The organism is cf. Phormidesmis sp. LEGE 11477, assembly GCF_015207105.1.
Taxonomy (GTDB): Bacteria; Cyanobacteriota; Cyanobacteriia; order Phormidesmidales; family Phormidesmidaceae; genus Phormidesmis.
Map to the genome: position 1 here is coordinate 1 of NZ_JADEXO010000090.1, position 26,752 is coordinate 26,752.

Annotated in this window: 20 protein-coding genes and 1 CRISPR repeat array; of the genes, 6 read left to right on the top strand and 14 right to left on the bottom strand. The window is 49.2% G+C overall.

What is annotated here, in order from left to right; all coding sequences use genetic code 11:
* The first annotated feature begins 52 nt into the window (after positions 1 to 52).
* Positions 53 to 732: direct repeats of the CRISPR family, unit length 37 nt; unit sequence GTCGAAACGACCTCAAAACCCTCTTAGGGATTGAAAC.
* 54 nt (positions 733 to 786) lie between these two features.
* The 10 genes from cas2 to cas3 all read right to left on the bottom strand — a co-directional run bounded on the left by cas2 (position 787) and on the right by cas3 (position 12,674).
* On the bottom strand, positions 787 to 1,059 hold the full coding sequence (cas2, locus tag IQ256_RS20945; RefSeq protein WP_193857588.1) for a CRISPR-associated endonuclease Cas2: 273 nt from the start codon (positions 1,057 to 1,059) through the stop codon (positions 787 to 789).
* Between the two features lie 49 nt (positions 1,060 to 1,108).
* Positions 1,109 to 2,110 (bottom strand): type I-D CRISPR-associated endonuclease Cas1d, encoded by a 1,002-nt coding sequence (gene cas1d, locus IQ256_RS20950; protein WP_193857590.1) that lies wholly within the window; start codon positions 2,108 to 2,110, stop codon positions 1,109 to 1,111.
* Positions 2,111 to 2,150: 40 nt separating this feature from the next.
* Positions 2,151 to 2,765 carry a CRISPR-associated protein Cas4 gene (gene cas4 / locus IQ256_RS20955; protein ID WP_193857593.1) on the bottom strand — a complete coding sequence of 205 codons (615 nt, stop codon included), beginning with the start codon at positions 2,763 to 2,765 and terminating at the stop codon, positions 2,151 to 2,153.
* A complete protein-coding gene (gene cas6, locus IQ256_RS20960; protein WP_193857594.1) occupies positions 2,762 to 3,658 on the bottom strand; it encodes a CRISPR-associated endoribonuclease Cas6 in 897 nt (298 codons plus the stop codon). The genes cas4 and cas6 overlap by 4 nt, the downstream gene beginning before the upstream one ends.
* 13 nt (positions 3,659 to 3,671) lie before the next feature.
* The gene (gene cas5d / locus IQ256_RS20965; protein WP_193857596.1) at positions 3,672 to 4,385 is read right to left on the bottom strand and encodes a type I-D CRISPR-associated protein Cas5/Csc1; all 714 of its coding nucleotides are present in this window, start codon (positions 4,383 to 4,385) and stop codon (positions 3,672 to 3,674) included.
* 3 nt (positions 4,386 to 4,388) lie between these two features.
* Complete coding sequence (gene cas7d, locus IQ256_RS20970; RefSeq protein WP_193857598.1) at positions 4,389 to 5,399, bottom strand: type I-D CRISPR-associated protein Cas7/Csc2; 1,011 nt, start codon at positions 5,397 to 5,399, stop codon at positions 4,389 to 4,391.
* Positions 5,400 to 5,459: 60 nt separating this feature from the next.
* Positions 5,460 to 8,903 carry a type I-D CRISPR-associated protein Cas10d/Csc3 gene (gene cas10d / locus IQ256_RS20975; RefSeq protein WP_193857600.1) on the bottom strand — a complete coding sequence of 1,148 codons (3,444 nt, stop codon included), beginning with the start codon at positions 8,901 to 8,903 and terminating at the stop codon, positions 5,460 to 5,462.
* 185 nt (positions 8,904 to 9,088) lie between these two features.
* A complete protein-coding gene (locus IQ256_RS20980) occupies positions 9,089 to 9,763 on the bottom strand; it encodes a DUF433 domain-containing protein (protein WP_193857602.1) in 675 nt (224 codons plus the stop codon).
* A gap of 115 nt (positions 9,764 to 9,878) precedes the next feature.
* Positions 9,879 to 10,076, bottom strand: a complete 198-nt coding sequence (locus IQ256_RS20985; RefSeq protein ID WP_193857604.1) for a hypothetical protein — start codon at positions 10,074 to 10,076, stop codon at positions 9,879 to 9,881.
* A 360-nt stretch (positions 10,077 to 10,436) separates the two neighbouring features.
* Positions 10,437 to 12,674, bottom strand: a complete 2,238-nt coding sequence (gene cas3, locus IQ256_RS20990) for a type I-D CRISPR-associated helicase Cas3' (RefSeq protein WP_228025129.1) — start codon at positions 12,672 to 12,674, stop codon at positions 10,437 to 10,439.
* Between the two features lie 262 nt (positions 12,675 to 12,936).
* Between cas3 and IQ256_RS20995 the strand changes: the two genes are divergently transcribed.
* Positions 12,937 to 13,791 (top strand): WYL domain-containing protein, encoded by an 855-nt coding sequence (locus IQ256_RS20995; RefSeq protein ID WP_193857606.1) that lies wholly within the window; start codon positions 12,937 to 12,939, stop codon positions 13,789 to 13,791.
* A gap of 13 nt (positions 13,792 to 13,804) precedes the next feature.
* Here the strand turns inward: IQ256_RS20995 and IQ256_RS21000 are convergent, their stop codons facing one another.
* Genes IQ256_RS21000 through IQ256_RS21010 form a run of 3 tightly spaced genes read right to left on the bottom strand, consistent with a single transcriptional unit; the run spans position 13,805 to position 20,441 of the window.
* A complete protein-coding gene (locus tag IQ256_RS21000) occupies positions 13,805 to 14,230 on the bottom strand; it encodes a DUF86 domain-containing protein (RefSeq protein ID WP_193857608.1) in 426 nt (141 codons plus the stop codon).
* A gap of 4 nt (positions 14,231 to 14,234) precedes the next feature.
* On the bottom strand, positions 14,235 to 14,897 hold the full coding sequence (locus IQ256_RS21005; RefSeq protein WP_193857610.1) for a DUF433 domain-containing protein: 663 nt from the start codon (positions 14,895 to 14,897) through the stop codon (positions 14,235 to 14,237).
* A gap of 57 nt (positions 14,898 to 14,954) precedes the next feature.
* Entirely contained in the window at positions 14,955 to 20,441 is a 5,487-nt protein-coding gene (locus IQ256_RS21010; protein WP_193857619.1) for a translocation/assembly module TamB domain-containing protein, read from the bottom strand.
* A 516-nt stretch (positions 20,442 to 20,957) separates the two neighbouring features.
* Between IQ256_RS21010 and IQ256_RS21015 the strand changes: the two genes are divergently transcribed.
* The 3 genes from IQ256_RS21015 to IQ256_RS21025 all read left to right on the top strand — a co-directional run bounded on the left by IQ256_RS21015 (position 20,958) and on the right by IQ256_RS21025 (position 25,402).
* Positions 20,958 to 21,734: a hypothetical protein gene (locus tag IQ256_RS21015; protein ID WP_193857621.1), complete on the top strand. Its 777-nt coding sequence runs from the start codon at positions 20,958 to 20,960 to the stop codon at positions 21,732 to 21,734.
* 341 nt (positions 21,735 to 22,075) lie between these two features.
* Positions 22,076 to 23,458 carry an acetamidase/formamidase family protein gene (locus IQ256_RS21020; RefSeq protein ID WP_193857623.1) on the top strand — a complete coding sequence of 461 codons (1,383 nt, stop codon included), beginning with the start codon at positions 22,076 to 22,078 and terminating at the stop codon, positions 23,456 to 23,458.
* 216 nt (positions 23,459 to 23,674) lie between these two features.
* Positions 23,675 to 25,402 carry a SulP family inorganic anion transporter gene (locus tag IQ256_RS21025; RefSeq protein ID WP_370623513.1) on the top strand — a complete coding sequence of 576 codons (1,728 nt, stop codon included), beginning with the start codon at positions 23,675 to 23,677 and terminating at the stop codon, positions 25,400 to 25,402.
* Positions 25,403 to 25,466: 64 nt separating this feature from the next.
* Here IQ256_RS21025 and IQ256_RS21030 read toward each other — a convergent pair whose 3' ends face one another.
* A complete protein-coding gene (locus tag IQ256_RS21030; RefSeq protein WP_193857625.1) occupies positions 25,467 to 25,856 on the bottom strand; it encodes a pentapeptide repeat-containing protein in 390 nt (129 codons plus the stop codon).
* A gap of 234 nt (positions 25,857 to 26,090) precedes the next feature.
* On the opposite strand from IQ256_RS21030, the gene IQ256_RS21035 reads away from it, so the two are divergent.
* Together IQ256_RS21035 and IQ256_RS21040 are read left to right on the top strand one after the other, a co-directional pair.
* Positions 26,091 to 26,384 carry a BrnT family toxin gene (locus tag IQ256_RS21035; RefSeq protein ID WP_193857627.1) on the top strand — a complete coding sequence of 98 codons (294 nt, stop codon included), beginning with the start codon at positions 26,091 to 26,093 and terminating at the stop codon, positions 26,382 to 26,384.
* Entirely contained in the window at positions 26,381 to 26,593 is a 213-nt protein-coding gene (locus IQ256_RS21040) for an antitoxin (RefSeq protein ID WP_193857629.1), read from the top strand. The genes IQ256_RS21035 and IQ256_RS21040 overlap by 4 nt, the downstream gene beginning before the upstream one ends.
* Positions 26,594 to 26,752 lie beyond the last annotated feature (159 nt).

Genomic DNA, 26,752 nt, shown 5'->3' on the forward strand with positions numbered 1-26,752 from the left:
CTCTTAGGGATTGAAACATCCGTATGGTGCAACTAACCGATGCTGAAGAAAAGTCGAAACGACCTCAAAACCCTCTTAGGGATTGAAACAGTCGATATCTCAACGGTGCCGGACGGCTGTATGTCGAAACGACCTCAAAACCCTCTTAGGGATTGAAACAGACTTAGGCATGCTTTGAGTTGTCATCGGTTTTGTCGAAACGACCTCAAAACCCTCTTAGGGATTGAAACGCTTGCTCCTTACCAAAACGATTCATCAGTAAGGTCGAAACGACCTCAAAACCCTCTTAGGGATTGAAACCTATCTGACGCTTGGTAGGGATAAAATGTCTTTTCGTCGAAACGACCTCAAAACCCTCTTAGGGATTGAAACAGATATTCTCATTTTCAGGACTTGGGCGGTAGGTGTCGAAACGACCTCAAAACCCTCTTAGGGATTGAAACCTAACCACTCATGCTGTTGCACGGCACAAGGTATCAGGTCGAAACGACCTCAAAACCCTCTTAGGGATTGAAACTGAGGGCGGTGTGAGCGCCCTGGTAGATGATTCCCTGGTCGAAACGACCTCAAAACCCTCTTAGGGATTGAAACTGTCCAGTAAGGATTACCCGTTGCGTCATTAGTCGTCGAAACGACCTCAAAACCCTCTTAGGGATTGAAACTACAGCAATGATATAGAGCATCAATTCATCAAGGTCGAAACGACTTCAAAACCCTCCTAGGGATGAATAGCACCGATTCAGGCGTGTTCCTCACTCTCATCCAATCAAACAACCTATCAAACCCCTACGCAAAGAAAACGGTATTATCTCTGACAGCCTCGCCGCCAATCCGCTCTACCTTGTGCTGACAGCACTCGCATAGGAAATAAAATCGAATACTGTCTTCCTCTGCTCGGATTAGCTTATTGAGGCGATCGCGCAGCCGCACATACTCCGTCTTCGTCAAAGCGCACTCAAACACACTAAACTGCATCCACTGGCCATAAGACTTCAATATCTTATGAATCTTGGTACGACGCTTATCTTCTGAAATATCGTAGGTGATCACAACATGCATAAAAAACCTACCGAACGTCACCAAAAATATCTAAAACAACAATCATCCATTACTTCAAAACCAGCGGCGGATACTGATCGATCTCAGCCATCAAATACTTAGCCAGCAGCCGAGCTTGAATTTCAAACGCCTCCTGATACATACACTGCCGCCCCATCACCGGATGCTTAAACTTCGACTGTTTCTTTTGCTCATACAGCCGCAAAAACTTCCGCCGCCCTTCATCAGTTAGCGACACAGCATGACTGAGCGGCTCACTAGCAAAATCCGCCTGACTCAACACTTTCCGATTAATGGCCGAAAGCACCATCGCATCCACCACCAGCGGACGAAACTCCTCCATCAGATCTAGTGCCAGCGAAGGCCGACCATAGCGCTGAGTATGCAAATAGCCCAGATAAGGATCAAACCCCACCACATTCACAGCCCCCTGTACATCGTGCGCCAGTAGCGCATAGCCAAAGCTAAGCAGCGCATTCACCGGATCGGTCGGAGGCCGACGGCGACGAGTCGTAAACGAAAAATCATCATTGCGAATGAGCTGATTAAAATGAGCAAAATAGGCCGCACTGCCCGCCCCTTCTAGCCCTCTCAAAGCGCCAATCGTAGTCGTTTTCTCAATCGGTGTAATTGCTTGCTCAAGCCGAACAATACCCGCCTTCACCGCCGCCTTCCCGTCTCTTTCAGCCCGCAGCAACAGATTGCGATAGTTCTTCAGCTTGCCGCGTACAAACCCCTTCACCACATGCACCGCCTGATCGCTATCGCCCGCCGCCTGCCACTGCGCCGCTCGCACAAAAATATTCTTATTCAGCTCCGGCTCCAGCCGCCCCAAATACCGCCCCGTCCCCGTCATAAAGCTCAGCGGGATCTTTCGCTCTAGCAACTCCATCAAAGCTGCCGGTGAAACCGTCGCTCGCCCCAGCACGACCACGCCATCAACCTTGATCATTGGCACATCTAACAACGTCTCTTTTTGCGCCCTCACCCGCAGCCGCTCATCCGTCTTGCCAATAAAGGCATCATCCGTCGAGATGTAAACAGTTCCCATCACTTTCTCTCTTATTTAATATGTTCGTTATTCTGTTCATTCAGACTGCCTCCTGATATTTTTTTAGCTTCTTCGCCGCCATCGGCAGGCAGTGCCCCCGCAGACTACAGCCCTGGCAGCGTTTCTGGTAAACAGGCAGCGGCATCGCGCCCGTCTGAATCAGCGACCTGACCGTTTCGATAGTTGCGATCGCCTCTGCCCGCAGCGCCGCTGTCATCTTCACCCGCTGCCGCTGATGAGAATTCGCGTAATAAACAAAACCCTCCGCCACCACCTGCCCCGTCATATCTTCTAGACAAAGTGCCTGAGCACACACCTGCAGCGCATCATTACCAAACTCTCCTTTCTGCCCTCGCTTATATTCCACCGGACACAGCCGCCCATCTTGCCTTTCAACCAAATCCGACTTACCAATCAGGCCATAGCAATCGCTCTTCAGCCAGATCGCTCTTACCTGCCAAATCTCTTCCCGCTGACTACTGCCCAGCGTATGCACCCGCTCATGCAGCCGCGTCCCCTCTAGCGTGTACTGATTATCCACAAACTCACCCGCGCAAAACATCCGCCAGCAGCGATGCGGACAAAACGCATACTGATTGAGCGCCGCGATCGGCACATGGTTAACCTCTTTAACTCGTTTTACTTCATCATTCATCGCTCATCATTCATCCTTCTAGCCATGCCCATACCCATCGGTGTCTTTCGCCCCACCCCTGCGTACAAGGCAAAATCCGCCAGCGTATTAAGCTGTTGAACTGTTGCAGAATCAACCTTGCCTAAAATCTTGAAAGTTATTCTCCCGACGCTACCCGTAAAGCTATTGCGCGGGTCGGCCTTGGCACCCGTATGCTGAAACTGGCTACGCGGATCAACTGCCACCTCAGTGCGAATATTGAAATGGCTATCTTGAACAACGCTCAAAATCTCTTTGGAAAATGGACTATCGCTAAAATGATTCCAGCGACGTAGCAAACTGCCAAAGACTTTCTCGGACGTGGGCAACGATGAATCGTACTTACCTTGGCGAAAGGCAGTAGGCGTATAGAACTGCAGCGTCAGCTTACGATTTTTATCAGAGGCTTGCTCGTAGAGCTGAGCATAGTTGCAAAAGTTCGCCCAGGGCTGAGTGCTCTGCGGCGTCCCTAGTACGCTAGTAATGTGTAAGTTAGCTGGCCCTAGGTGCCAAGGCTGCTGCGGATTGAGATTGAGCCAAAGCTGACTGAGATGACCAAACAGGCGATCGTCTAGTAGAGAAATGCGCCACCAGCAGGGCGTGCCTGGAGCAATTGAGCCAGAGTAGTTCCAACAAAGCGGCGGCAGGCTGGACTTAGCGCCCTTTTTAATAATTGGTCGGTTAAGAGAATGCTCTTTTTGCAGCGGGCTGAGAGTAAAGGCTTTATTGGCTTGGTTTGCGTGAAGGCGATCGCTCGCCTCCGCATCTACCGAACTTACCAGGCTCAAAAATAGCGCATGCAAATGCCTCCCAGCCGTAAAACCAGGCGGGATTGGAGATTGGGGCAGTAAGTTGAGAACAAGACTGTGGGGCATGGCTGAAAAGCGTTTAATTGCTGAAACAATAAGTCATCTGAATCGGTAGCTTCAGAGGCTCTTTTAGCCCTGGAAAAGAATAATATTCTCCTTCTATCCGCACGTTGCGAATAAGGCTAACTGGCGGCATGTTGATGGTGTCGTAGCTCAAAACTCGATTGCTGAACATCACATCTAGCGGATTGAGTAGATAAGGAAAGGTAAACTCACTCGCCGAATTGCGCTGAGGCTGAAGCAGCTCTTCGACAGTTAGCTCGGCTTTGCTCATCCACTTTCCCAACCGAATCCAACGAGGAAAGGTTAAAGGCTGACGGGCGATCGCAAAGAACTCGAACAGACTTTCCGGCGCAATCTCTTTCGCCCGACCAAAGCTAGGAATATTCTTTTGGGTCTTCTGCATCTCCACGTGATAGCGGTTGTCTGCATACTTCCAGGTACTGAGAACAGACGCATGACGAACTGCTCTAGCTGGCGTAATGTAGATACCCTGCTGGTTAAGTGGTGTTAGATGAGCCTCATATAAAGGAACTTGTTCTTTGCAAAAGTAGCGATAAGCCTGTTCATTTGCGACTGTGGTGGCATAGCGATCGCTATCGACTAGCCCCAACGCATAACAGAGGGCATAGTTATGCAGTACGGGTTCTGTTTCATAAAGCCGCCCAATTTCTCTAGTCGCGTAGTAGAGATTATCATGTAGTTCTAATGTGCAGCGATAGATATGAGTCATGGATTATGACCTCGCAGCCGCAGTTTTTTTCTTGCCAATGTGCTTATCTGCATAGGCTTTGGTTTCATCGTCTGCCTGTTGAAGAATGGCGCGAATGCCTGCTTCTGTCGCTGTTAGCGCTTTTATCTCGGCTAGTAATGGCTGACAGTCTTCGCCAATGAAGTCGGTATGCACAATAAATTCGTCATTCATTAGAGATTGAATCGCTAGCTTAGCGGCCTGAAACACTTCATTTTCGTCGAGAGGATCGGGCGTCTTAAGCGTGTCGTTCGCCTTCATCGTATCGAAAATGGCTTGCGTCCAGCGCAGGTTGCTAACAATCTCCCCATCGGCAAATACAACCCCAATCAGCTCATTGCGAACCCGCCCTGTACGCGTGGTTTGAGCGCCGTAGTGACGAGTTCTCAAAATGTTGTTAAAGACGTAGAGAAAGCTAGCCTCTGTTGGATCTTTTAGCGTGACAATACTGGGGAAGAAAACTTGGGGGCGAATGTGATCTTGTTGATTGATGCGACTGGTGACTTCCCCCGGCTTTGATCCATTTTCACCTTTTGAAGACATGGTGCCGCTTTCATAAGGGGCATTGAGCGTAAAAGTCTCATGCGACTGGTCAAAAGCAGTGATAGAGAAGGCCGTATCAACGACGACTTTGGATTTTTCGGAGCCTGAATCGCCGATTGCAAACCCATAGATAATGCAGTCGGGGTTATTCATGCCAAAGGCCACATTGTATTCACACTCTTCTGGTTTGACAAAGCCATAGGTACGCAGCAGTTCGCGTCCGACTAATCGCTCTGGGGTTGACTGCTTACGCTTGAACATGGTTAGCCGACTAAGGGTGCTGTTATCTTCTACACCCGCTCTTACTCTGGCTTTGTTTAACTCTCCATCGGTTTGAAAGAGCGGATAAGATTCTGTGACTCTTACCGTAATGAAATGAGCATATTTGCCCATCGGCTTGTAAGGAATCTCAGTGTGAAAAAATTTGGAATCGAGCGTCTTGAGCAAAGTCATTGTCAATTTCCTTGAATAATATGAATTCGTTTGATTTTGTTAGGCTGAAGCGTATTTCGCCTAGTTGGCGTTAGCTTCGTTTTCCGCCCTACGTTCCTGATTTTCCCTGTCCTGCTCTAGGCGGTATAGAAACTCGCAAGTGTCTCGAATCAAATTGATTTGACGACCGGCCAAACGAGCGCGATCGCCCGCAAACGCCTCCTGAAAAACATCTACAACAAAGTACCTGGCAAAGTCGAGAACTAGCTGCCTTTCTTTTTCGCGATCGCGAACTATCCCACGTCCTTCCGCCGTTGAGTTACGCACTCGATCCATCAGCTTGAAAACTTCTGCGGCGACAACCGCAACCAAAGCATCGTCATGGAACATACTAGATTCTGCTTTGAGAATGGTTTCAGAGGCAATATCGATTGGCTTTAAGACGGCGTTTGCTTTGGCGTTATAGGGCTTTTTCGCTCGGTAAAATGCCCGGTATAGATCAGTAAGCTTTTTAGGATGGTTCAGTGCAGATTGTGTGTTCAAATTCCAAGTCTCCTGACTAAAATCATAGGTGGCATAGGGGTCGAAGCAGGGATAAAAGTGATGGGCATACAGTCTGATTTTCTGAGGGCTAGGTGCATCTGCTTTTTGCCCCCGACTCCACTTCGCCAGAGATGAGAAAACATAGAGTGGGCTAGTTTCAATATCTTTGGCTAGCTCTGTCAGTTTCCCCCAGTTGGCGTCATAGCCCTTTTTACCCTGTCTAGTGTTAACGTCCATATGAATGGCGTAGGCGGCGGTCAGGGTATTGAGCGGTGCGGTTCGCTTTAGGCCGCTGTCATCTGTCCAGCCCTCTAGAATAGCGTCTAGTCGAAATCGATCTTGCCCAACCAGGCTGCGAAAAGCCTGGGGAGCGCTATCGAGAAAGACACTTTCCTCAAATTCGGCTCCATCGGTAAACGGAGGGATAGGAGACTCTGAGACAACAGTTTTGACATCTAAAATCATTGGAAAAGCAAGGGCTAACCAGCTAGGCATTACCCATGACTCGGTGTCGGTGCTATCTCGCCCTGGCGGCAGGGCCATGAAATAAAAAGTCAGCGGTTTATCGTCAGGATAGGTTAGTTTAAATGTTCTATCCCGCTTGAAATCAGGGTCGTCTGCTGGCAATTGTTTACGTTGTTGCAAATCTTCGTCCATCAAAAAAGTGTCAACTGTTTGATAGCGTGATCGGCTAAAATCGGCCTCCAACGACTTACTGACAAAGTGATTACGGATGCTGGTATCAAAGCGAGTTTGAGCGATGTCGCTGTATGCTTTGTGTAAAAAAGTATTTGTCTCTGGGGTGAAGTAGTAAGTTGGGTAAAAGTAGAGATAGCGATATTTGCCATCTTCAAACCGCTTACCCACAGCCTGAGTTTGGTTCATCAAGATTTGCCGAAGCATCATTTCAATCCCCGCAATGCTAGAGATATTACGTTTGGCATTAGAGCCGCCTAAGTGTTGTTTATTGGTATAAACCTGAGGGGTAAACAGTACGGCTGACTCCATCTGTTCGCCCACAGAATAGGGCGAGTGAGAAATAGAGCAAATCATCTGTCGCCCTCTGCCCGACTTTTTAGCCGCCTTATAATAGGACAGTTCTTTTAAGAACGTATCGGCTTGTTCGGATAGGGAGGTAGATCGACCTGGTAGCATAGCTACCTGACTCACCCAGAGCCGCACATCGTCCCAACCGTCAGAGATTTCGTACTGATCAGAAACTGGCTGCGTTAGTTCAGTAACGTACGCGATCATCTCTTCACATGTCTGACGCAAATCTTCAATCCCAGGATTATTTTCTAAGAACTTTGCGGCTAGAAAATACCACTCGTACGGAACACCACCCGTATTGCCTTTCAGTTTTAAAGACTTTAGCGTTTCGTTGATGTGTTGAATTTCCCGGATTTGAGACAAGTGCTTAGATAGCTGCCAGTGTTCAGCTATTTTGCTAATAAGACTAGCTGGTAGAGCATCTGTTTGAATAGCAGGGAGCTCTGATAGATCCTTTTGTTTTTTTCTTGCTTTAGCTCGTTCTTTAATAATTTTTTCTATCTGGCTAACTTGCTCGCCCCAAATTTTTCGACAGATTAGATCGCCAAACTCAGCTAGCTGATCGATACGGATATCATCGCTAAATTTAAAGTCGTAGTCGGCTGAGAGAACCTGTTTTTGCTGGAAAGCAACTAGGTTTTCACTGCGTTTACTGGCGACAGATCCTTTTATCGGATTGAGAATACGGCGAGTAGCATCTAGGGCGACACGCATCAGATCTGGCGTGTCAAAGAACAAACTGTAGTAGTCGGCATATTTCATTCCCTTTCCATCGCGGCTAAATCCGGTTTGTCGCAGGCGCAATTGACTAGCACAGAGACTTTTGATACTGGCTACGACTCTATCTGGTAGCGTAGCCGGATTGATCGTAGGGGCGACTCGATCTGCTAGATATATGACGCCTGTCGGCAAATAAAGCAACGGAAAGTAGTGTTCTTCTACTAGGGTGTTAAGACTTGCGTGAGCATCCATCAGCGCGTTGTTTACGACGTTGGTGAGCACTCCTCGGTTTTCAGAAATTGCATGATACGTAAACTTGAGTTGACCGTCGCTTAGCTTGTGGATAATCTCGTGAAGGCCGTAGGCTTCGGCGTCCTGTGGATGCTTGATTATGGAAGCTAACCGATCGGCTAAGCAGGTGAGATCGCTTAAGCAGCTTAGGGTGCGATCGCGCAAAACCGGATTCAGCCCATCCTCTGACAAATTCAGATTAGTATCATTACGCCGCTGAGCGTTGTAGGCAATAAACAACAAATCATCTAGGTACTGCTGCCACTCACTCGGCTGCTGGGGGCAGATGAATTTGTCTAACGCTAGAACGTTCACTAGCGTAGTGACAATTTCACGATGCGCCTCGATCGACTGCTTACGAATATCCTGCGCCGGGTCGCGTCGGATGGCTAGGTAGTCTTCGGCCATGCCTGGAATCAGCGCATAGTCAAACTTTTCAAAGTCATGCAAGATAAACCCAGAGACTAGCAGCCGCCGCTCTTGTTCTTTTACGAGTCTTTTGACATTAGTGTTCAGCCGTGAGAGTCGTCGCTCAATTAAGTTGGCAGGAAAAAGCCCATTGAGTAAATGCGTATTGAGCGATTGGTCAGCAGCATTATCACGACGAAGGGGCTTCTTGCCAGCGGCTATGCGACCGGGGTTGACAACTCTATCTAGATATTCTGCGAAGAACTTTCCTCCTTTGGCAGTGACGCCAACCGTGTAGGTCAGTAGATTAGGTAGAACAATCTCGGCGAAGTCCTGCATTACCGGATCGCTGAGATTTTGCGTTTGGATCGCTTCTCGGAGCAGCTTTAGAGTAAGCAGCTCTGGCTCAGGTTGATTGGTGTCGTCGATTGACCCGGTTGCTGAGTTGCTGTTATCAAGCCCCAGGTCACCATCTAAAAAGTCAAGCGTTTCAGTATCAGGTTCGTTCAACATGGCTCATTTTGTATGGAATCTAAATACGATTGAATAGCGTAGAGATAGTCGGGATAGTACTGCAAGGCTAATCCCAAAGCCTCAATCACCTTTTCTGGTAGGAGTTCGTCATACAGATGGGCCAGCACGTTCCGAAATTTGCCAGATGTCGTTCGTTGATGTACGACAGTTTTCTACTCACCACATCAGGATCGAACGCTTTCATCCTTCATGCTCTGAAGTGTTTGCATAATCTTTTCTCTATTCTGTTGTCTAATATCTTTCAATTTTTCAGCGCGGATCAAATGCTGCTGTCGAAAGCTGTCAAACAGTCCTGGCTCTTCTTCATGCAGCAGTTTTCCCTCTCGCACGACAGTATGTGCTAGTAAATCTGAGCATTCCTTCAGATCAATCACATCTATCTCATCATCTTTGAGGTCATAAACTGTTTGAATAATTTCCCAAGCATGTAGTAAGCTCCATCCTTCTTTTCGATACTGTTTATATTTCTTTTCGTCGCACAAAACAGCAAAGTCCCAATCACTACTTTGATCCGCATCACCTCTAGCTCTAGAGCCAAACAGGATCAACAGCCTTATATAAGGTGCTTTCTTCAAGATTTGAGGAACAGCGTCTGCTAGAGCATCGGACGTCAGATCTGTTCTCACCTGGCTAACCAATTGTTGAGCGTAAAGCAGACAAGCCTGAATATCTTCAGGTTCTAGCCGGGTATATCGTTCTGATAGCGTTTCATAAGTTTCTCCACATGCTAGTCTTCCTAGGACACCCTCAACAGTTAGGTCAAGCCTTCGAATGGTAGGCTTACCTCCAAAAAGGTTAGTATCAGCAACGATCCGTTCTAAAAGCTTTTGTTCGTTCATAGCGCTAAGTAATCCATAGCTTTGTTCCAATGCCTTCAATCGATTGCATTGAAACCTGATAGCAATATCGTTTTATTAGGGGGCCTTTGAAATTAATCGCTAGCCCCCTAATGCCCTAGGCCGCTCGACTCAACCGCTCAAAAAAGCGGTATTTGAGCTGAGGCAACTTTGGCGAGAAGTCGAGTTCAAGCTGTTTGAAATTTACCTCCTTAGAAAACTTTTCGGCTCCAGAATTAGAGTCTTCACCTGATCGCGATGACTCAGATGAATAGCTATCTAGATTGAAAAGGGTGAGCTGATGATACGTGTCCATCTATGACCTCTCGGTAACGTTTTCCGAAAGGTGGTTTTGACTAGTAGAGTTGGTTCAACGCTTGTGCAGGATACTTGGCTCAGCGATGCTGTAGCCTGATCGGCACTGCGAATCTCCGTCTCTGAACTTGAAGCCTTACGCCACCTGCCCAAGGTTATAGCACGTAATTTTTCGTAGCGTCGGAAGACCATATAAAAAATCGATGTTTTTTGATATGCTTATAGATACAAAGCGGTTAGTAAAGGCAAGTCTGATAGCTTCCCAATCAAACCCTCTCAGGGATTGAAATTTCCGACGCTGGTCTTGCAGGCTCACGCCATTTTTTATCAGCCGTACCCAAAACCCTCTTAGGGATTGAAACTATGCGACCCATATTTCACCTCCGTCGCTCTTGAAGCGGTGGGCAAGGGTGTCAATCATCAAGGCGGACTGGCCAAATGCCACTGAGTAGGGAGCATTGGCATCGTGAATGCTGTACGAGTCGCTGATGGGATATATCTGGAAGTGCATCGGTAGCTGTAGCCTGAGGCGTACTTCCTGAGTAGGTTTGCGAAGTACATAGCAGACTAGTGCTTGCTGTTTCAATCGGCGGTTGATTTCCCTTGTCCAGGGATTGTCTGGCTGCCAAATCTGGAGCTTTGTCAGTACTTGCACTTTCCAGGCATCAGCGTAGGGTTGAAGGTTGCCAGCAAATGTGAACTTCCAGTTCAGCCGTTCTTCTCGGTAGCCTCGCAATCGCATAAAGCCCAAGCAATACTCGAAGCGACCTTTAGCAATGGGTTGACCTGTACGCTCGGCAGTTGCCTTAAGGGTTTCTAAAAAGCCCTTTTTACTCCACATTTCAACGTTCAAATTACTAAGCACGCCGGGGAGTGCGTAAGTTTTGAAGCGGTCGGCTTCGTTCGCTTCGGTCAAGTCGTATAGGCCGCACAGCAAAGGGCTAGATCCTCGAAAGCTAGTAGCCTCTTTAGCAATAGGATTGTCTTTTTCACCTAAAAGCTTTTGATCATTTGCCCACCCTCTAATACGTCCAGCTACGGTTCTCATGCTGGTATCAAATACTTTCTCGCAGCTAGCCTGAAAGCGCTGTAAAGATCCTGCGTATTGCTGTTGAATATAAGGACTTTTCAGATCATATAGTAATTTGCATGATTGCACTGCACCCCAGCGTTTGTAGTAGCCCTCGAAGTCGTTGATCTGACGATATTTTTCGCGGATTAAAGTTTGGAAATGAATGCGATCGCACTCCTCCCCATCCCTCAACGCGACATCATCACCAGCAAACAGCCGCTCTACAAAAAAGTTCGGCACTAGAGCATAAGTTCTAAATCCATCGAACTTCACTTTCTTTCCGTTCTTCTCGTAGCCATCATGCCGACCGAGCCGCCCTAACCGCTGCACAAAGTTTCCAGCGTCTGACGACTCAAAAACGAGAAAATTGATCTTAAAATCTACTCCTACATCAATCGTACTTGTCCCAATTACGAGGTCGGCGGTAAGCGATTCTGTTTTTTCCTGCTGACCAGAGAGACCTGTATTTTCTCGAACTGTCAGGCCATGTTCAGCCAACAACGTTCTCAAAATAGGTGTCAAGCGTTTTACGGCTGCGATTGAATTGAGAATGATCGCTCCTTTGCTACCAGGATAATCTACTAGTAAATTCAGGATGAGTGCTTGATTCTCTTTCAGCCAGGTTTCAGAGGCTTGAGCAGCAGGCTCCATCGGCACAAAGTTTAAAGCGATCGGATAGGCGACCTGTCGCCAGTGACGCGCTTCTAGTTCATCTGTCTCTGCCTCAGTTTCTGGAAACTGATACTTCCCTTCGTCAATTGGATCGATTACTCGACATTTGAACCCAGCTATATCTAATCGCTTCAAGAGTGATTCTCTTGGAGTTGCCGATAAAAACAGAAATTTCTTGCATCGGTTGGTCACTCGAATCAGCAACATCGTGTTGAGGACACTGGCCACCTGGGGCGGTGCAAAAACATGAAATTCATCAAAGATAAACAGATCAAACTCTTTGTCGATTCGGTTCCAAAGCTTGTCTGGCGTGTCTTTATCAGTGATATACGCGCCCCTGTGCAAATAGTGAAAGATATCAGGATTCGTGATCAATACTTCAGAGTTGCCTGCACTAGAGGAGATCGCACTCCCTTTTCGCAAACCCTCATTCTCAGCGTAGATTTCCAGATCTGCGCCGCTGAGCCGATTGACCCGAGGATCACGCACTGGCTGAAACTTGGCAATATAGTCTTTTACCTGAGTTTCTTGATCACGCGCTAGGGCATTGGTAGGATAGAGCCCGATTGCATAGCAGTCTCTTTGTAAAGTATCTAGGTAGGCGGCAAGACTTTTGCCATCTCCAGTCATAGCCGTATTGAAAACGACATCTATCTCAGGATCGCGTAACGCTTTTAGCGTCTCAAATTGATGCCATGCTAGCCTCCAGCCATCGGGTAGTTGGATATCAGCAGGAACGCCTTCGGCTGGGCAAGAATAAACAGACTTGAGCTGAATAGAAAACATGCCAGTGCTATGGCTCCCTTTGCGATGAGGAACCTTCAGCGTCAGACCTAATAGCCCATCGATACTCAAACGTTCTTGAATTGTCCAACATAGTCATTTTGAAAGTCTCCTTGCATTGTTACTAATGCGATCGCTCAAATTCCTTGAGCTGAAATAAGGCGTCATGCAAACATAAGACCCCACTATTTCTACTGACTTAGCTTGGTTGAGTTTGGCTAGATGAAGTGACTAAGTGTACGTGCTTTGTTGCATGGGTTCATAATGGCTGAGAAAATAGAATTGATCAAGCCAGTGCGCTGATAAAGTGTACGTGCATTTTTGGGAAGCGGCTATGGTTCGCAGACGATCTTCGATTACGCTCTCGATTTCGGAGCAGGAAAAGGCGCAGCTAGAGCGGCTGGCGCTGGATTTTGGTCAGACTTGGGGGGAGAATGCTAATGTTTCAAAACTTATCAAAGCGATCGCAAAAGGAAAGCTTCGCATAGCAACCAATCATGACTGGGGGCGCGATCGCATTGACACGCTCAACCACGCTTTCAATCTACTCAAAGACGAAGGCTACTTTTCTGAAGCCCTAGTCTTAGCTGACCTGCTATTAGAACGTAGCGAGCTGAGCCGACCGCTACGGCAGGAAATTCAGGGTTGGGTAGACGAGCCCGGATTGCCTTGGCGGATGCAAATAGATGACTTTATTCGGTGTGAATGCCCTTTTCAACTGGCCTACCAAGACGCGGCTGATCGCATTTGGAGCTTTAGCGTGCGGTTTGCCACTATAGAGCGTCACGAAGACCGCCAGTATCTAGACTGCTGGTGCAATAGAACAGAAGGCAATCAAGACATTGAGGCGCTAAAACACAACTGGACACTGCGGCTAGATCGCATTCCTGATGAAGCGGTAATCTCTCCAATCGAAGGCACATGGCAGCCTGGACTAGATTCTATTGACGTGGAGTTTCATCTATTGAATCGGCTGGCGCTGGGCTATCGCTCTAAGACTGGGGCGGATCTGGTGAGCGAATGGCTACCGGAGCAGCAGATAAGGCGAGTGGTAAGGCGGATTCACAGCACTTTTTGGTTTTTTCGCGAGATTCGGCGATATGGGGCGGACTGTGTGATTGTGGGGCCAGATGAGGTGCGCGATCGCTTTGTCACAGATTTGAAAGCAGCGATAAAACTCTACAAGTAGCATTCTCGTAAAGCTATAGAGAGTTCACATAGTTCTCTATGCAGACCAAGTAAAGCTGAAAGTCAACGCAGATAGACTCAATACTTTCAACCACTATAAGAGGATTAATCTTTTCATACTGGTGAGCCAGGAAGTTTCTAAGCCCGCTAGCTTTTGCTAACCTCTCAGCCAAATCCAGCGGTAGGATACCAACTTTTTCAGCATCGATGAAAACGTCCGCGTTTGTTTTAGTTCTCTTATCGTATAGCCCAGTTAGTATATAGCGGTTAGTATCTATCGAAGCTTGGATAATTAGCTCCTGAAGTCTTTCTGCGGCTCGATACTTGAAAACGTCGTCTAAGATCTCTTCAAGCTCCATGCTTCTAAGAAGATCCATTTCTAAGAGATAGCCAGCGATTAGTCTAATTCGCGAACGAACTGAATTCTGATCGAACGTCATACGCTTACGCTCGTTTTAATTTTGCAATTATCTGACGTGTTTCTGCTTGCAATCTCTGACTGTCTTTCGCCAGCTCTTCATTAGTTTTAAGTTTCTTCTGCTTGAATGTATCGAATATACCGGGAGATTGCTCGTACAGTATTTTCCCTTCTTTAGCAATGTAGTGAGCTAGCAGATCTGAGCAGTCCTTCATCTCTATCACATCGATCTGTTCGTCTTTTAGATGATAGATACTTTGAAGAATGCCCCGTATACGTAAGAAGCTCAAGCCACCGCTCTCATATTGTCTGCGCTGCTCTTCATCGCAGAGAAAAGCGAAGTCCCAATCGCTATTACGGCTAGCCGCTCCCCTAGCTCTAGACCCAAACAAAACAAGTAGCTGAATGTAGGGTGCTTTCTCTACTATGCTAGGAATAGCAGCCGCTAAATCTTCCCATGAGGGCTCGGGTGGCGAACTTTGAACCAAGCGTTTGGCATAGAGTAAGCAGGCTTGGATGTCTTCTAGTTCTAGCCAATCATACCGGGCTAAGAGGCTTTCGTAAGTTTCTCCATCTGCTAGCTGTCCTAGAACGGTTTCAACGGACAGATTGTGTTCTCTAATGCTAGGTTTGCCATCCAGCACCGTATCGCGAGTAGTTATACGTTCTAGTAGCTGCTGTGTAGTCATGAAAACTTACCGAAAGCGAACGATATGATATCTCAATAGTCTAATCGCATTCCAGATTTAGAATCTAATTCTGTATTCCAGCTCAAAATCAGTATCTTCTATTTCTAGATTGGACGCGCCTCTGATTCGCAGATTGTCTGTAAACTCATACTGCACACCTAGCTGTGGCCGATCGCTACTGTTGAGAACTTGCAAGAAGTCAATGTTGAACCGTTCACCAATACTGGCGGTAGCTTCTATGCCAATACCAATACTAGCGGTGCTGTCTTCTCCTGTATCGGTGGTAGGAAAGACTCTAAAAGACTGCAAGCCAACCGCGTCGGCTACCCTATCACCAAAGGTCGCTAGACTACCACCACCCACAAATTCGGCTACCTGAAGATACGATGCGGAAGACAAGTCGGTGAAGACATCACTGCCTAATAAGGCTAATAGCTCTCCTTGTCTGCGAGGCGGATCGCTAGTAAGCACTAGGTTGTCGCTAATCTCGCTAGCTGGGCCAATAGCTTCGGCTCTGACTCTGACGTATTGAACGCTGCCTGTGGTTTCAACGGGCGTTTCTTCAATATCGGCGCTAAGAAATCCACCGGCCACAACAGGCGTGTTGGTGATATCGGTTTCTTGAGCCCTAGCGAGCATGACGACATCAAGGAACGGATCGAGCCCACTCTCGGGGGTGAAGGTTGCTGTGTTGGCTGCGTTTCTGTCTAAACGAAACCGGGTAGAGAAGAGGTTGATCTGACCAGATCTAAGTTCGATTACACCGTTGGGCCGGAGGTCATTGAGCGTGCCGTTGATGTTAAGTGTGCCGTCGGCGGTAATTCTGTAGAAGGGTTGACCAATGATCGATAGGCGATCGCCAAAAGCTAAAGCAAAGTCTTGAACAACAATGTTGTCTAAGAATCCTGCTGTTTCTTCTTCGGCTTGAATTTCTAAAGGGTCAATGTCAAAGTACTCAGCTCGATAGGGATTGATCTCTTCTAGTTCATCTTCTGTAGGCAGACTAGATCCGCCTGCCCGTCTCAGCAGCTGATTGGCTTGGACGGCTCCGTTGTTCACTTCTAGGCCACCGCTGATAGTCGGTGCTAACACCGCATCTGAAATCAAGATCTCTCCTTGAAAATCAGCCTGCAAGATATCTTCGTAGTCAATGGGCAAGTCCTCTACGGAAACTAGAATGCCATCAGTATCCGAACCGTTGATACTTGCAGGTTGTAGTTGTTTTAACGATGGATTTAGCTGAGGATCTATCTGAGCAGCTTGCCAAGGCCGCGTTAGGACTGGTGCTGGCGAAGAGAGAATTGACTGCCCCGATAGCAGCAGCGGCAGGGTTCCTTCTGCGACGATGCGTCCGTTGTTGATCTGTGCCTGGAACTGCTGAATGTTGACCCGTTCAAGATTAAACAGAACATCGCCGTCGATATTGGTGACTGGATCGCCTATGAGTTCACTGACAATTACACCGTCTCTGAGGGTAGCTTCTCCGGCTACGAGCGGTTGAGCCATAGTGCCGCCGATCTGTACAACAATCTCACCGTCGCCGCCTTCCCAGCGGATTCGATCGTCTGTGGCTGCATTTACTAGGGCAAAGTTTTCGCCAGGAACAACAGCGTTTAGAGCGATCTGCTGAGTAGGCGGAGTGACGTCCATGAACGAGAAAGCGTAGGGGACACTGCCTTCTATAGTGATGGGGTTGCTGCCAAACCCGCTCAAAAGTGGGCTGACTGATGCGATCGCAGCCTCTCCCTCCCTCTGGTCTTCCCTCTGAACTTCTGTTTGGCCATCTACTCTTCGGCTGCCCACGGGCAAAACGGCAATCTCACTCTCTAAAGTCAAGAGCGCATTGCGATAGTCGAGGGTAGCCCCTATTCGTTCAATGTCATAGCCATTGACCTGCACTTCGGTAACCAGCAACCGACTGGCCACCGCCGGATTGGAAAGGCTGCCGCCAAAGGTCGTCACGGTATCTAGATCACCTGTCACCTCTGCTGGCAGAGGATAAACTAGCTCTACTAACTCTACTGGAATATTCTCTGCGACTAGGCGTCCATCTAGCTGATCAAGATTACCGCTAGCTGTTAAATCCAGCTGAGTTTCTTGAGCGTTAACGTCTGCAACAATATCAACACTACCCTGCTGAATCTCGCCGCTAACTGAGAAATTGTTCTCTTCTGTATACTGACCTAATTCCCAGTTGCTCCCTTGAATATCAAAATCAGCCATTAGCTCGGATGGCGCGGAGGTTCTGCCGGCAACTTCGATCGCGCCTGTAAATTCGCCAGTGAGCTGATCCAAATCGGCCAGCACCAAATCGCCCGGTTCATCTTCTTCGGGGGGATTCTCTTCTAGGAAAGCAACAAAACTTTCCAGCTTTTCTAGAAAGCTACCTTCTGGTAAGCCGACAGGCGATGTAGCAACGTCAGCCGCCGACCCTAGCGGCTCGGTAGGTACGGCTAGCCCGAAGGCGCTAAAGTCAATTGCTTCAATAACAGGTACGAGATCTTCAATTCGGCCTTCGGCAACGGTCAGCACCCCTTCGTAGGCGATGTCGTCTCGGCTGGTGCTAGGAAGAGCAGCGCTACCCGTGAGCAGATATCGGCTGTCGTCGAGGAGAAGCTCGCCTCGCTCTACGGTGGCGGTATTGTTCGCATAGGTGAAGCTAGCGGTAAGCTGGTCAGCGTCAACTGGGGAAAGTGTGGGGTCTGCGATCGCTAGCTCACCAGAGACAATCGGGTTGTCCAAGTTAGTCAGATCGGCTTCTAGATTGGCATCTAAACGACCCGTCACTGTGCCAAAGCCGTATTGCACCGCTGGTCGAATGTCCAACAGTTCGAGCGGTAGCTGCAGTACGCTGGCCTGAAACTGGCTGTTCTCTCCCGATCCTTCAGCGACAAATCCCAAGTTCCGCACTTCAAAAGCGAGAGGCCGATCGAGCAAAGCTTCCTCAGACGAGCCGCCTAGCGCTAGCTGAAGTCGATCTTCTGTTCCTCGCAAATCTACTCGGCCACCTTCTGAAAGAGAGAATGCTACCGGGCCGCTGATCGGTTCAAACAACAGCTCGTTGACCGCAAAGTTATTTAGCCGAGCGTCGCCGATGACCTGCGGATCAAAGAGCGTGCCTAGAACCTGACCTTCAAAGCTGGCAAATCCATCGACTCGGGCGTAGTCACTGGCTGTGGCCGGGATAAAGCTATTGAGCGGCTGAAGATCGACTGACTCAAGTGCAACAGATAGGTTGAGATCGCCGATAGGATTAGACCGATCGAGATCTAGGCCAATGGTGCCGTCTGCGTAGACGCCAGGCGCGTTGAAGTAATCGATGGCGAGGGTATTGCCCTGTAGCGCGAAGGCGGTGGTCCAGTCGCCGCGCTCTAGTAGCGGCTCGCTAGTGGCAGTAAGCTGAACTTGGGCGTTGGCGATCGCAGCTTCTCCAGATACTTGAATACTGTCAGCATCGAGCGCGTCTAGATTACCAGAGGCCGCAATATCCGCGCTCAGCAGACCTTCTGCTTGATTAGTAAATTGTTGGATTGGAATGCGCCGCGTGGCGATATCGGCCTGGAAATTGCGACTGTCTATGTCCAGCAGTGCGGTGGCATTCAGCGTACCGTCGGCGACCTGTAGCTGCGTATTGTCTAGCGTCAGAACGTTGTTATCAAAGGCAATTTCTCCGGTGCCTGGAAAGTCGGATTCTGAAAGCTGAAATCTGGCAAAGGCGGTGGGCGATCGCAGCTCTCCTGCCGCGTTGATATCGGCGCTGAGATTGCCGATTACAATGTCTTCTGGTACGGCGATGCCATAGGTCTGAGCTAGCGCGTCTGTTGCAATACTCGTGGCTTGGGCATCTAGCTCAAAGATCAGAGTGTCCAAATCGAGCACGGCAGCAGCGCTCAGTGTGCCGCCACTAACCTGCAGCTGGGCGTTGTCTAGCGTCAGCGTATTGTTGGCTAGCACTAGTTCTCCCGTTCCTGGAAAGTCGGATGCCGATAGCTGAAATTGAGCAGTGGCAACCGGGGAGTCTAGACTGCCGCTGGACTGAATGTCGGCGCTAAGATCGCCGATGGTAAGATTGTCTGGTACCTGAACGTCATAGATCTGGGCTACGGTATCGGCAGGCAAATCGCTGGCTGCGGCCTCTAGGTCAAAGGTCAGATCGTCTAGGTCTGATAGATCGAGCTGGCCGCTAGCAACGACGAGTCCACCGACTTGAGGCAATAGCCGCAGCTGGTTGAGATCGAATTGCGATCGCGTCACCGCAAAGTCAGCCGTCGCCGACTGTAAGCCTAGGCGGTCAATCTGCACAGGGCTCAAGCTAGCCAGCCGCCCCTGCGCTTGAGGCTGATCTAGCTCTCCAGTGACTTGAACCTCTAGCCCAAACGCGCCTTCTGCTACAACTGGTAGATCGAAGCCGCCTAGCGCCTGCATCTTGGCCAAAGAAATCGCTGGAATCTGGGCGCTCAGATCATAGCCTTCTGTCCAATCCACATCGCCTGACGCACTTAAAACCACATCGTCTAGCTCTAAGCCAGTGTCTTCTACCGTGACGCTCTGGCCTCTGAAAACAAGCTGAGAACGGATATCCTCGACGGGCGCAGCTAGCTGACTGGTTCGCAGTTCTCCGTTTTGCAAAGAAGCCACTCCTCTGATGTCGGTAATGTCTTCGTCTAGACCGCCCTCTACCAAAGCCGTAGCTAGCGTCAGATTACCGTCTAGAGCGCCTGAGACTAAACCCAGCGACTCAGGCAAAAAGATATTGACGCCTGTGACAGGGATATCGTCAATTTGCACCGCTGCTTTGAACGCCTGCGTGTCGAGATTGCCTTCGCCGTTCAACTCGAATCTGCCAGTTTCAAGCGTGCCAGTTTCAAGCTCACCAGACTCTATCTCGCCAGCTGCGTCAAAGGTCAGCTCTCTGGCTCCCTCTCCAAAAAACTCAATGAGAACATCGGTATCTTGAACCTGAAGTGCCTGACGTGGCACGATTGCTGCCGCATCTGGATCGGTAAAAGGAACCGCCGTAACCCTAGCGTCCTCAATCTTAATTGACTGGATTTCTGACTTGATGCGTGATTCTGTCTCGTCGGCTTCCGGCAGCTCAAAGTCAGTCCAGCTACCGTCTTCTGCCTGCACCAGCGAGACGTTGGGTCGTACCAGCACGACTTCTGACTTGGCAATTTGTTGAAAGATCAGCGATCGCAGCCCAATTTTCACCTCGATCTCGTCTACCGTAATCGAAGACTGGTCGGTTTCAGTAGGCGGAATCACAGACCGACCTAGGCGCACCCCCCAAAAGGTCAATCCTTCCACATCGCCTAGCTCAGTCGGACGGTCAATCGCTTCATCGACAGCGGCAGTCACTCGCGGCAATAGCAGCGCCGTCACAATGCGATTACCCCAGATATAAAAGACAACGCCGCCCACGACTGTGATGACGCCTACCCCGCCCGCGATCGCCAAGAGTGTATTGCGTAGGCGATGAGAACGACGCTGAGAAGACGGATCTGGTGCCTGCTCTGGGGGCGTAGAGTCGGGCGTATCAGACATAGGGCAGGAGGCTTGAAAGAGAGGCTATCAAAACTGATGGGCTAGAGATGAGTGCATAGGCCAACAGTCGAAAAGGCTCCATAGGCTTTTCTAAAGGGCGTCTGCTCTTTGCATAGTATCAGCAAGCAACGTACGCTCAACAAATAATTCTGATAAGACAGCGGCTGCGTCATCGCGATCGCCTTGACCGTTCCCACTTTGACTCCTACTTTGACGACGAGTCCGACTACCACATCTCAAAGCAAAGAACAGTGTGTATATACTCTCTTTTAGTCACAGTACCCACGTGGGTACTGCCTTTCCCCTTTGTTTTGTCTAACTTAGGTATGAGAGTGAATATATGAGAGTGAATTCCTGGCTTAAGAATCTGAGACAGTTCACAACGCAAATAGTAAAGAATTTGACAGCGGCTGTGGTCACTATGCTGTAACACCGCTATATGCGTTCTGCGTCCAAGTTCATTAATCTCATACAGCTTCAATCTCACCTAAAAAACATGAAATAAGAGAAAATTCCATGATTGAAACTATCAACCTTTCTACCTATGAACTATTGGTACGCCCAATTATCGATACCCCGGACGCACCCAATCGCACCGTTATTCAAGGTTACTTCCTTACCATTTCAAACCCTAGCCTCAGCGCCCTACAGATCCAACTCTCCTTTAAAGCCCAGACCCCTGACTTTAGATCTAGCCCTATTGTTGCTTTCTGGGACGTAGACGGAACAAACGATGAACTGAGCCCATCTTCAGGGCTGCCCTGTTTGCGAAACTATAGCTTTGATCTTGGGCCGCTAGATACGGGTTTATTTTTGCTGCTACCAGATGTCAGAGAAGAAAAGGTGATTCCAGCTCGCAACACTGAGATTCGAGGCTATGTCAGGCTTTCTATTACCTCATCGACTAATCCTTTAAGCGGTAAGTCCTCTTCAGTGAAGAGGACACTGGTGCTATCTGCCCAACAGCGAGGCACCTTCTTACCTCAAGGTGAAGACGTTCCTCCTGAAGTAGGAGACTACGATCAGTTTTCTTATAGCCTACCCCTAGCGACCGGTGGCGCTGAGGTAACGCTAGAGACAGTTGTTACTTCAGAACCCTTGAAAAGACCTGTAGTACTCCCTAGCCGAGAGCGCATCTTTGCAGAAATTGAAGAGAATCCTGCTTTCTTACGCAATATAACTAGCGAACCGCTAGCACAGCGCATTTCAGAGCTTCGGGTTGAAGAGCAAAGACGGATGGTCGATGTGGTCTTGGATCGGTTGAGCAGTCAGTCTTCGATTAGGATTGGATAGGCGCTGATTAGCTGAGCAACAAAGCTGATTCCCTCGCCAACCCTTAGCTGGCGAGGGAATTGTTGTAGTTATATTCTGGTTATAGCGTGAGCAATACCCTGATACAACATAACTTTGATATAACGCAGACACAACGCAACTTTGTTGAGCCTTTTCATTTTCTTGACTATCGTTTTCTCGATCATTGATTGGAAAACCTTCTAGATGACGTTTTTTGTCGTGCTGAGCACGCGGTATAGATTTTGCTGTGTTGAGCACGCGGTATAGAACGATACAATTGTTCGCCAGTATGCGCCCTTACGATGGCTCCAGCTATTTTGTGATGAGTAGGGAGTGGGTTGATGAACTGGAATCTGTCGCGGCGCTGGGTGTATGGACTATTAGGGTTGGGGATTGCGATCGCATTGAGTCTGAGCAGTTTGCTTTTTGATTACAGTTTCTTTGGTCATGGAAAAGTATTCGCAGCAACGCCTCAGAAGCACTATCTGCCTGCCAATGCAGATACAGTTCACTGGGGCTACTTTAGCCAGTCACTAGCGCCTAAGCTAACGGTGAATTCTGGTGATGTGGTGACAGTAGAGACATTGACCCACCACGCGAATGATGACGCCGAGCGAATGGTGATAGGCGATCCGGGCGCAGAAAGTGTTTTTGCCTGGAGCCCAGGGGTTAAGGGCGTGGATCGACGCGGCGCTGGGCCAATGGATGCTGAAGTCGGCGCAGGCGCAGGCTATGGCGTTCATATTTTGACTGGCCCTATCTACGTGAATGACGCTGAGCCAGGAGATGTCCTAGAAGTACAGATTTTGGATGTGGCGCTTCGACCTAGTGGCAGCGCCGAACATGAAGGCAAAACCTTTGGCAGTAACGCAGCGGCCTGGTGGGGCTATCACTATCAAGATCTGATCGAAGAGCCCAAACCGCGTGAGGTGATCACTATCTATGAAATGGATACGACTAGCGAGGAAGACTGGGCAGATGCGCTATATAGCTATCGCTGGACGCCGCAAACCGATCCCGACGGCGTTGTTCATGAAACGATCGACTATCCTGGCGTGCCAGTCGATCACAGCACCATCGATCCAAACTTTGAAGTGCTAGAAGGCGTGCGGATTCCGGTTCGCACTCACTTTGGCACGATCGGCTTAGCGCCTGACGCCACTGATCTAGTCAATTCGATTCCACCTAGTTACTTCGGCGGAAATATCGACAACTGGCGAATTGGTAAGGGCGCGACAGTGTATTACCCGGTTGCGGTTGCAGGTGGACTGCTGTCGCTAGGCGATCCCCATGCGGCGCAGGGCGATTCGGAGCTGTCTGGAACTGCCATAGAAACTTCTCTAACCGGCCTGATTAAAGTTGTTGTTCATAAGCAAGCAGATTTGAGCGGAACAGTTCTTGAAGCATTGGACTACCCGCTGTTAGAAACGCAAAGCGAGTATGTGGTTCACGGCTTTAGCTACGCCGACTATCTCACCGAACTAGGAGAAAATGCTCAGTCCGCTATCTTTGAAAACTCTTCTGTCGATGGGGCAATGCGCGATGCCTTTCGCAAAATGCGTCAGTTTTTAATGACAACGCAGGGCCTGTCTGAAGATGAGGCAGTTTCGCTGATGTCAGTAGCCGTTGACTTTGGCGTGACTCAGGTAGTAGACGGGAATTGGGGCGTGCATGGCGTTATCGAAAAGCGGGTGCTACCTGCTTCGTCGCCGTCTATTTCGTAAACAGTTGCCTACTTCGTAAACGCATTGGAAAGAAATCTATAGGAAACTCAGCGCTAACCAGAGTGAAAGTGTACTTTGTAGCACAGACCCGGTCCGACTTAGTTTTGTCTGATGAGAAGTGAAAACAAAAAAATCGCTTTCGCAGCCTCGAACGAGCGGAGTATTGACTCATCGTTCCTGTAGGCTGGTGGCGGACGATTAGTTGAGGTGTTTTTTGTGCAACTAGCCCGTCGTTTACAGCTTGACAACCTTTTTAACAATGTGCGAGGGGATCTATTTGGGGGGCTGACTGCCGCAATTGTGGCATTGCCGTTGGCATTGGCCTTCGGTGTGTCTTCAGGCGCGGGGGCTACCGCAGGGCTCTATGGCGCTGTGTTTACTGGCTTTTTTGCGGCCCTGTTTGGCGGTACGCCTTCCCAGGTGACGGGTCCGACCGGGCCAATGACGGTGGTGATGGCGACGGTCTTTACTAAGCTGATTGCGGCCAACCCCGAAAGCGGTTTGGCGATGGCTTTTACGGCGGTGATGCTCAGTGGCCTCTTCCAAATTTTATTTGGGGTATTGCGTTTAGGACAGTTCATTACCCTGATGCCCTATACCGTCATCTCTGGCTTTATGTCTGGGATCGGGGCAATTATCATCGCGCTACAGATTGCCCCCTTAGTTGGACAGCCAGCGTCGGATGGCGTGGTGGCGGCGCTGCAGCAGCTACCTGAGGCTTTAGCTAATCCCAAGCCTGTCGCTACCGGGTTGGGGCTATTAACCCTTGTTATCGTATTCGGCTGGCGTGGCAAACTAGGACGCATTGTGCCATCCCCACTAGTCGCGCTGATTGTCTGCACTAGCTTGGCGGTTCTGGTGTTTCCTAACAGTGATATTCCTCGCATTGAAGAGATTCCATCGGGATTTCCCACTTTGCAGTGGCCTCAGCTGGGCCTCAGCCAGATTGAAGATATTGTTGGCTATGGCCTGATGCTGTCAATCTTAGGTGCGATTGACTCGCTGCTGACCTCTTTGGTCGCTGATAATATCACCCATACTCGTCACGATTCTGAGCAAGAGCTGATCGGTCAGGGGATTGGTAATCTGATGTCTGGGCTGTTTGGCGGACTGCCGGGCGCAGGCGCAACTATGCGGACGGTGATCAACGTGCAGGCTGGCGGGCGATCGCCGCTGTCGGGAATGTTTCACGCCCTAGTCCTGCTGTGCATTGTGCTGTGGGCAGGCGGCGTGACTGCTCAGATTCCCCATGCCGTGCTAGCTGGGATCTTAATCAAAGTAGGGATCAAGATTATTGACTGGGGCTTTCTATGGCGGGTCGCTCAGGTGTCTATGCGAGCGGCCTTGGTCACCTATGGTGTGCTGTTTTTGACGGTTTTTGTCGATTTGATTACGGCGGTGGTCGCGGGCGCTTTTGTTGCCAACATGCTAACTATTCATCGACTTAGCAGCATTCAATCTGAGCAGGTGCGGGCGATTACCCATCCCGACGAAGATGCCAATGTGATTTTGACGCCAGCAGAGCAGCAACTGCTTCGGCTAGCAGGCGATCGCATCTTGCTGATCCAAATGAGCGGCCCGATGAGCTTTGGCGCGGCTAGAACCATCGCCCACTACATGAGCAAGCGCTACGACGCCTTGATTCTAGATTTTAGTCAGGTGCCGCTGCTGGGGGTGACGGCTTCTTTAAACATTGATTCTGAAATCAGAGCCGCTCAGCGCCACCACCAGGGGAAAGTCTTTATCGTCGGCTCAGAAGGCCAGGTCAAAGAGCGACTGCGGCGATTCAAGCTACAGGCCGTGCTGCCTGAACAGAATTTTGTGCCGACCTGCCATCAGGCGCTGCAAAACGCTTTGAGGCTGCTTGAGATAGAGTTGCCAGCAGAAATCTTGGGGTCAGCAGGCGAGCGAGTATCGCCGCAGCTTTCTCTAGACAGGCATTAGCGGCAGGCATTAGCGACGGAGATGAAGCGGCCTCTATCGGATCTAGTGGTGAGCTAGCGGCGAGCTAGGCAGGTCGATCTGGGCGCATGTTGGCGGCTTTAGGGTCGAACCCGGTGGGGAAATGGGTCTCTTCTGGGTCATAATCGGCGGCGGCTAGCAGCGCGTCTTGGAGGTTAGCCCCTCGTAGATCCGTGCCCAGCAGCATCGCCCCGCGTAAGTCGGCCTGAGCTAAATTAGCCTCGGATAGGCGAGCATAGCTCAAGTCAGTGCCGCGCAAGTGAGCCCCGCTGAGATTGGCTTCGCTCAGATCGGCGTAGCTCAGATCGGCCCCTTGTAGATAGGCCCCGCTCAGCTCAGCCGAGGCCAGATCGAGATTCGTAAAATTACGCTGACCCGCCTGATAGGCTTTGATAAGGGTTTCGCTATCGTTGATTGCAGAAATAGCGTCGGACATAGGAAGACAATCAAAAGATAAACGGCAGTCAAACAGACGAACAGTCATCTTTAGGGTATCGCGATCACAAACACTGACTATTTCCTTATTCCTATAACTTAACGCAGGCTTCTTGCTACCTGAGAGCAACAGGCCAACGTGGCTATTGGGACATAGTGGCACCACATTAGTTGATTGCTACAAGTTGTCTAAGGAAACGACGATAGGTAGAACCCTTGCTAGAATTGTAGAAATATGAGCACACTCTCTTTTGAATGGGATGGACAAAAAGCACGGCAAAATGAACGAAAGCACGGTATATCATTTGAAGAAGCAAAGACGGCCTTTGAGGACACTAATGCCCGTTTGCTATACGATCCTGACCATTCACAAGAAGAAGAGCGATATGTGCTACTGGGTGTCAGCACCGTTTTGAGGATTCTGGTTGTATGTCATGTATACCGTTATGGTGACGATACCATTCGCATTATCTCCGCTAGAAAAGCTAATAAACAAGAAAAGCAACAATATCAGAGGTTTCTAGGATGAGAACAGAGTACGATTTCTCTAAGTCTATTCCCAATCCGTACGCTGAAAAATTTCAGAAGCAAGAAACAATTCAGTTAGAAGCAGAAATCGTTAACTATTTCCAAAAGTTAGCTGAAGAGACCAGCATTCCGTACAAAACGTTGATTAATCTCTATTTGAAAGACTGTGTAAAGTCTCAGCGGAAGCTATCGCTAGAGTGGGCAAATTGAGAGGAGTTCAGAACAGATTTGTTCGTAGCCTCAGTACAGGACAAAACCTTTGAGAATGAATGAAGAGGGGGGTTGCCGCTAGCTTTCTACTCCAACGGAGAAATAGTAGACTCAGCATAGTATTCAGTAAGCACTGCAAAGACTAGAATATGAATCTGT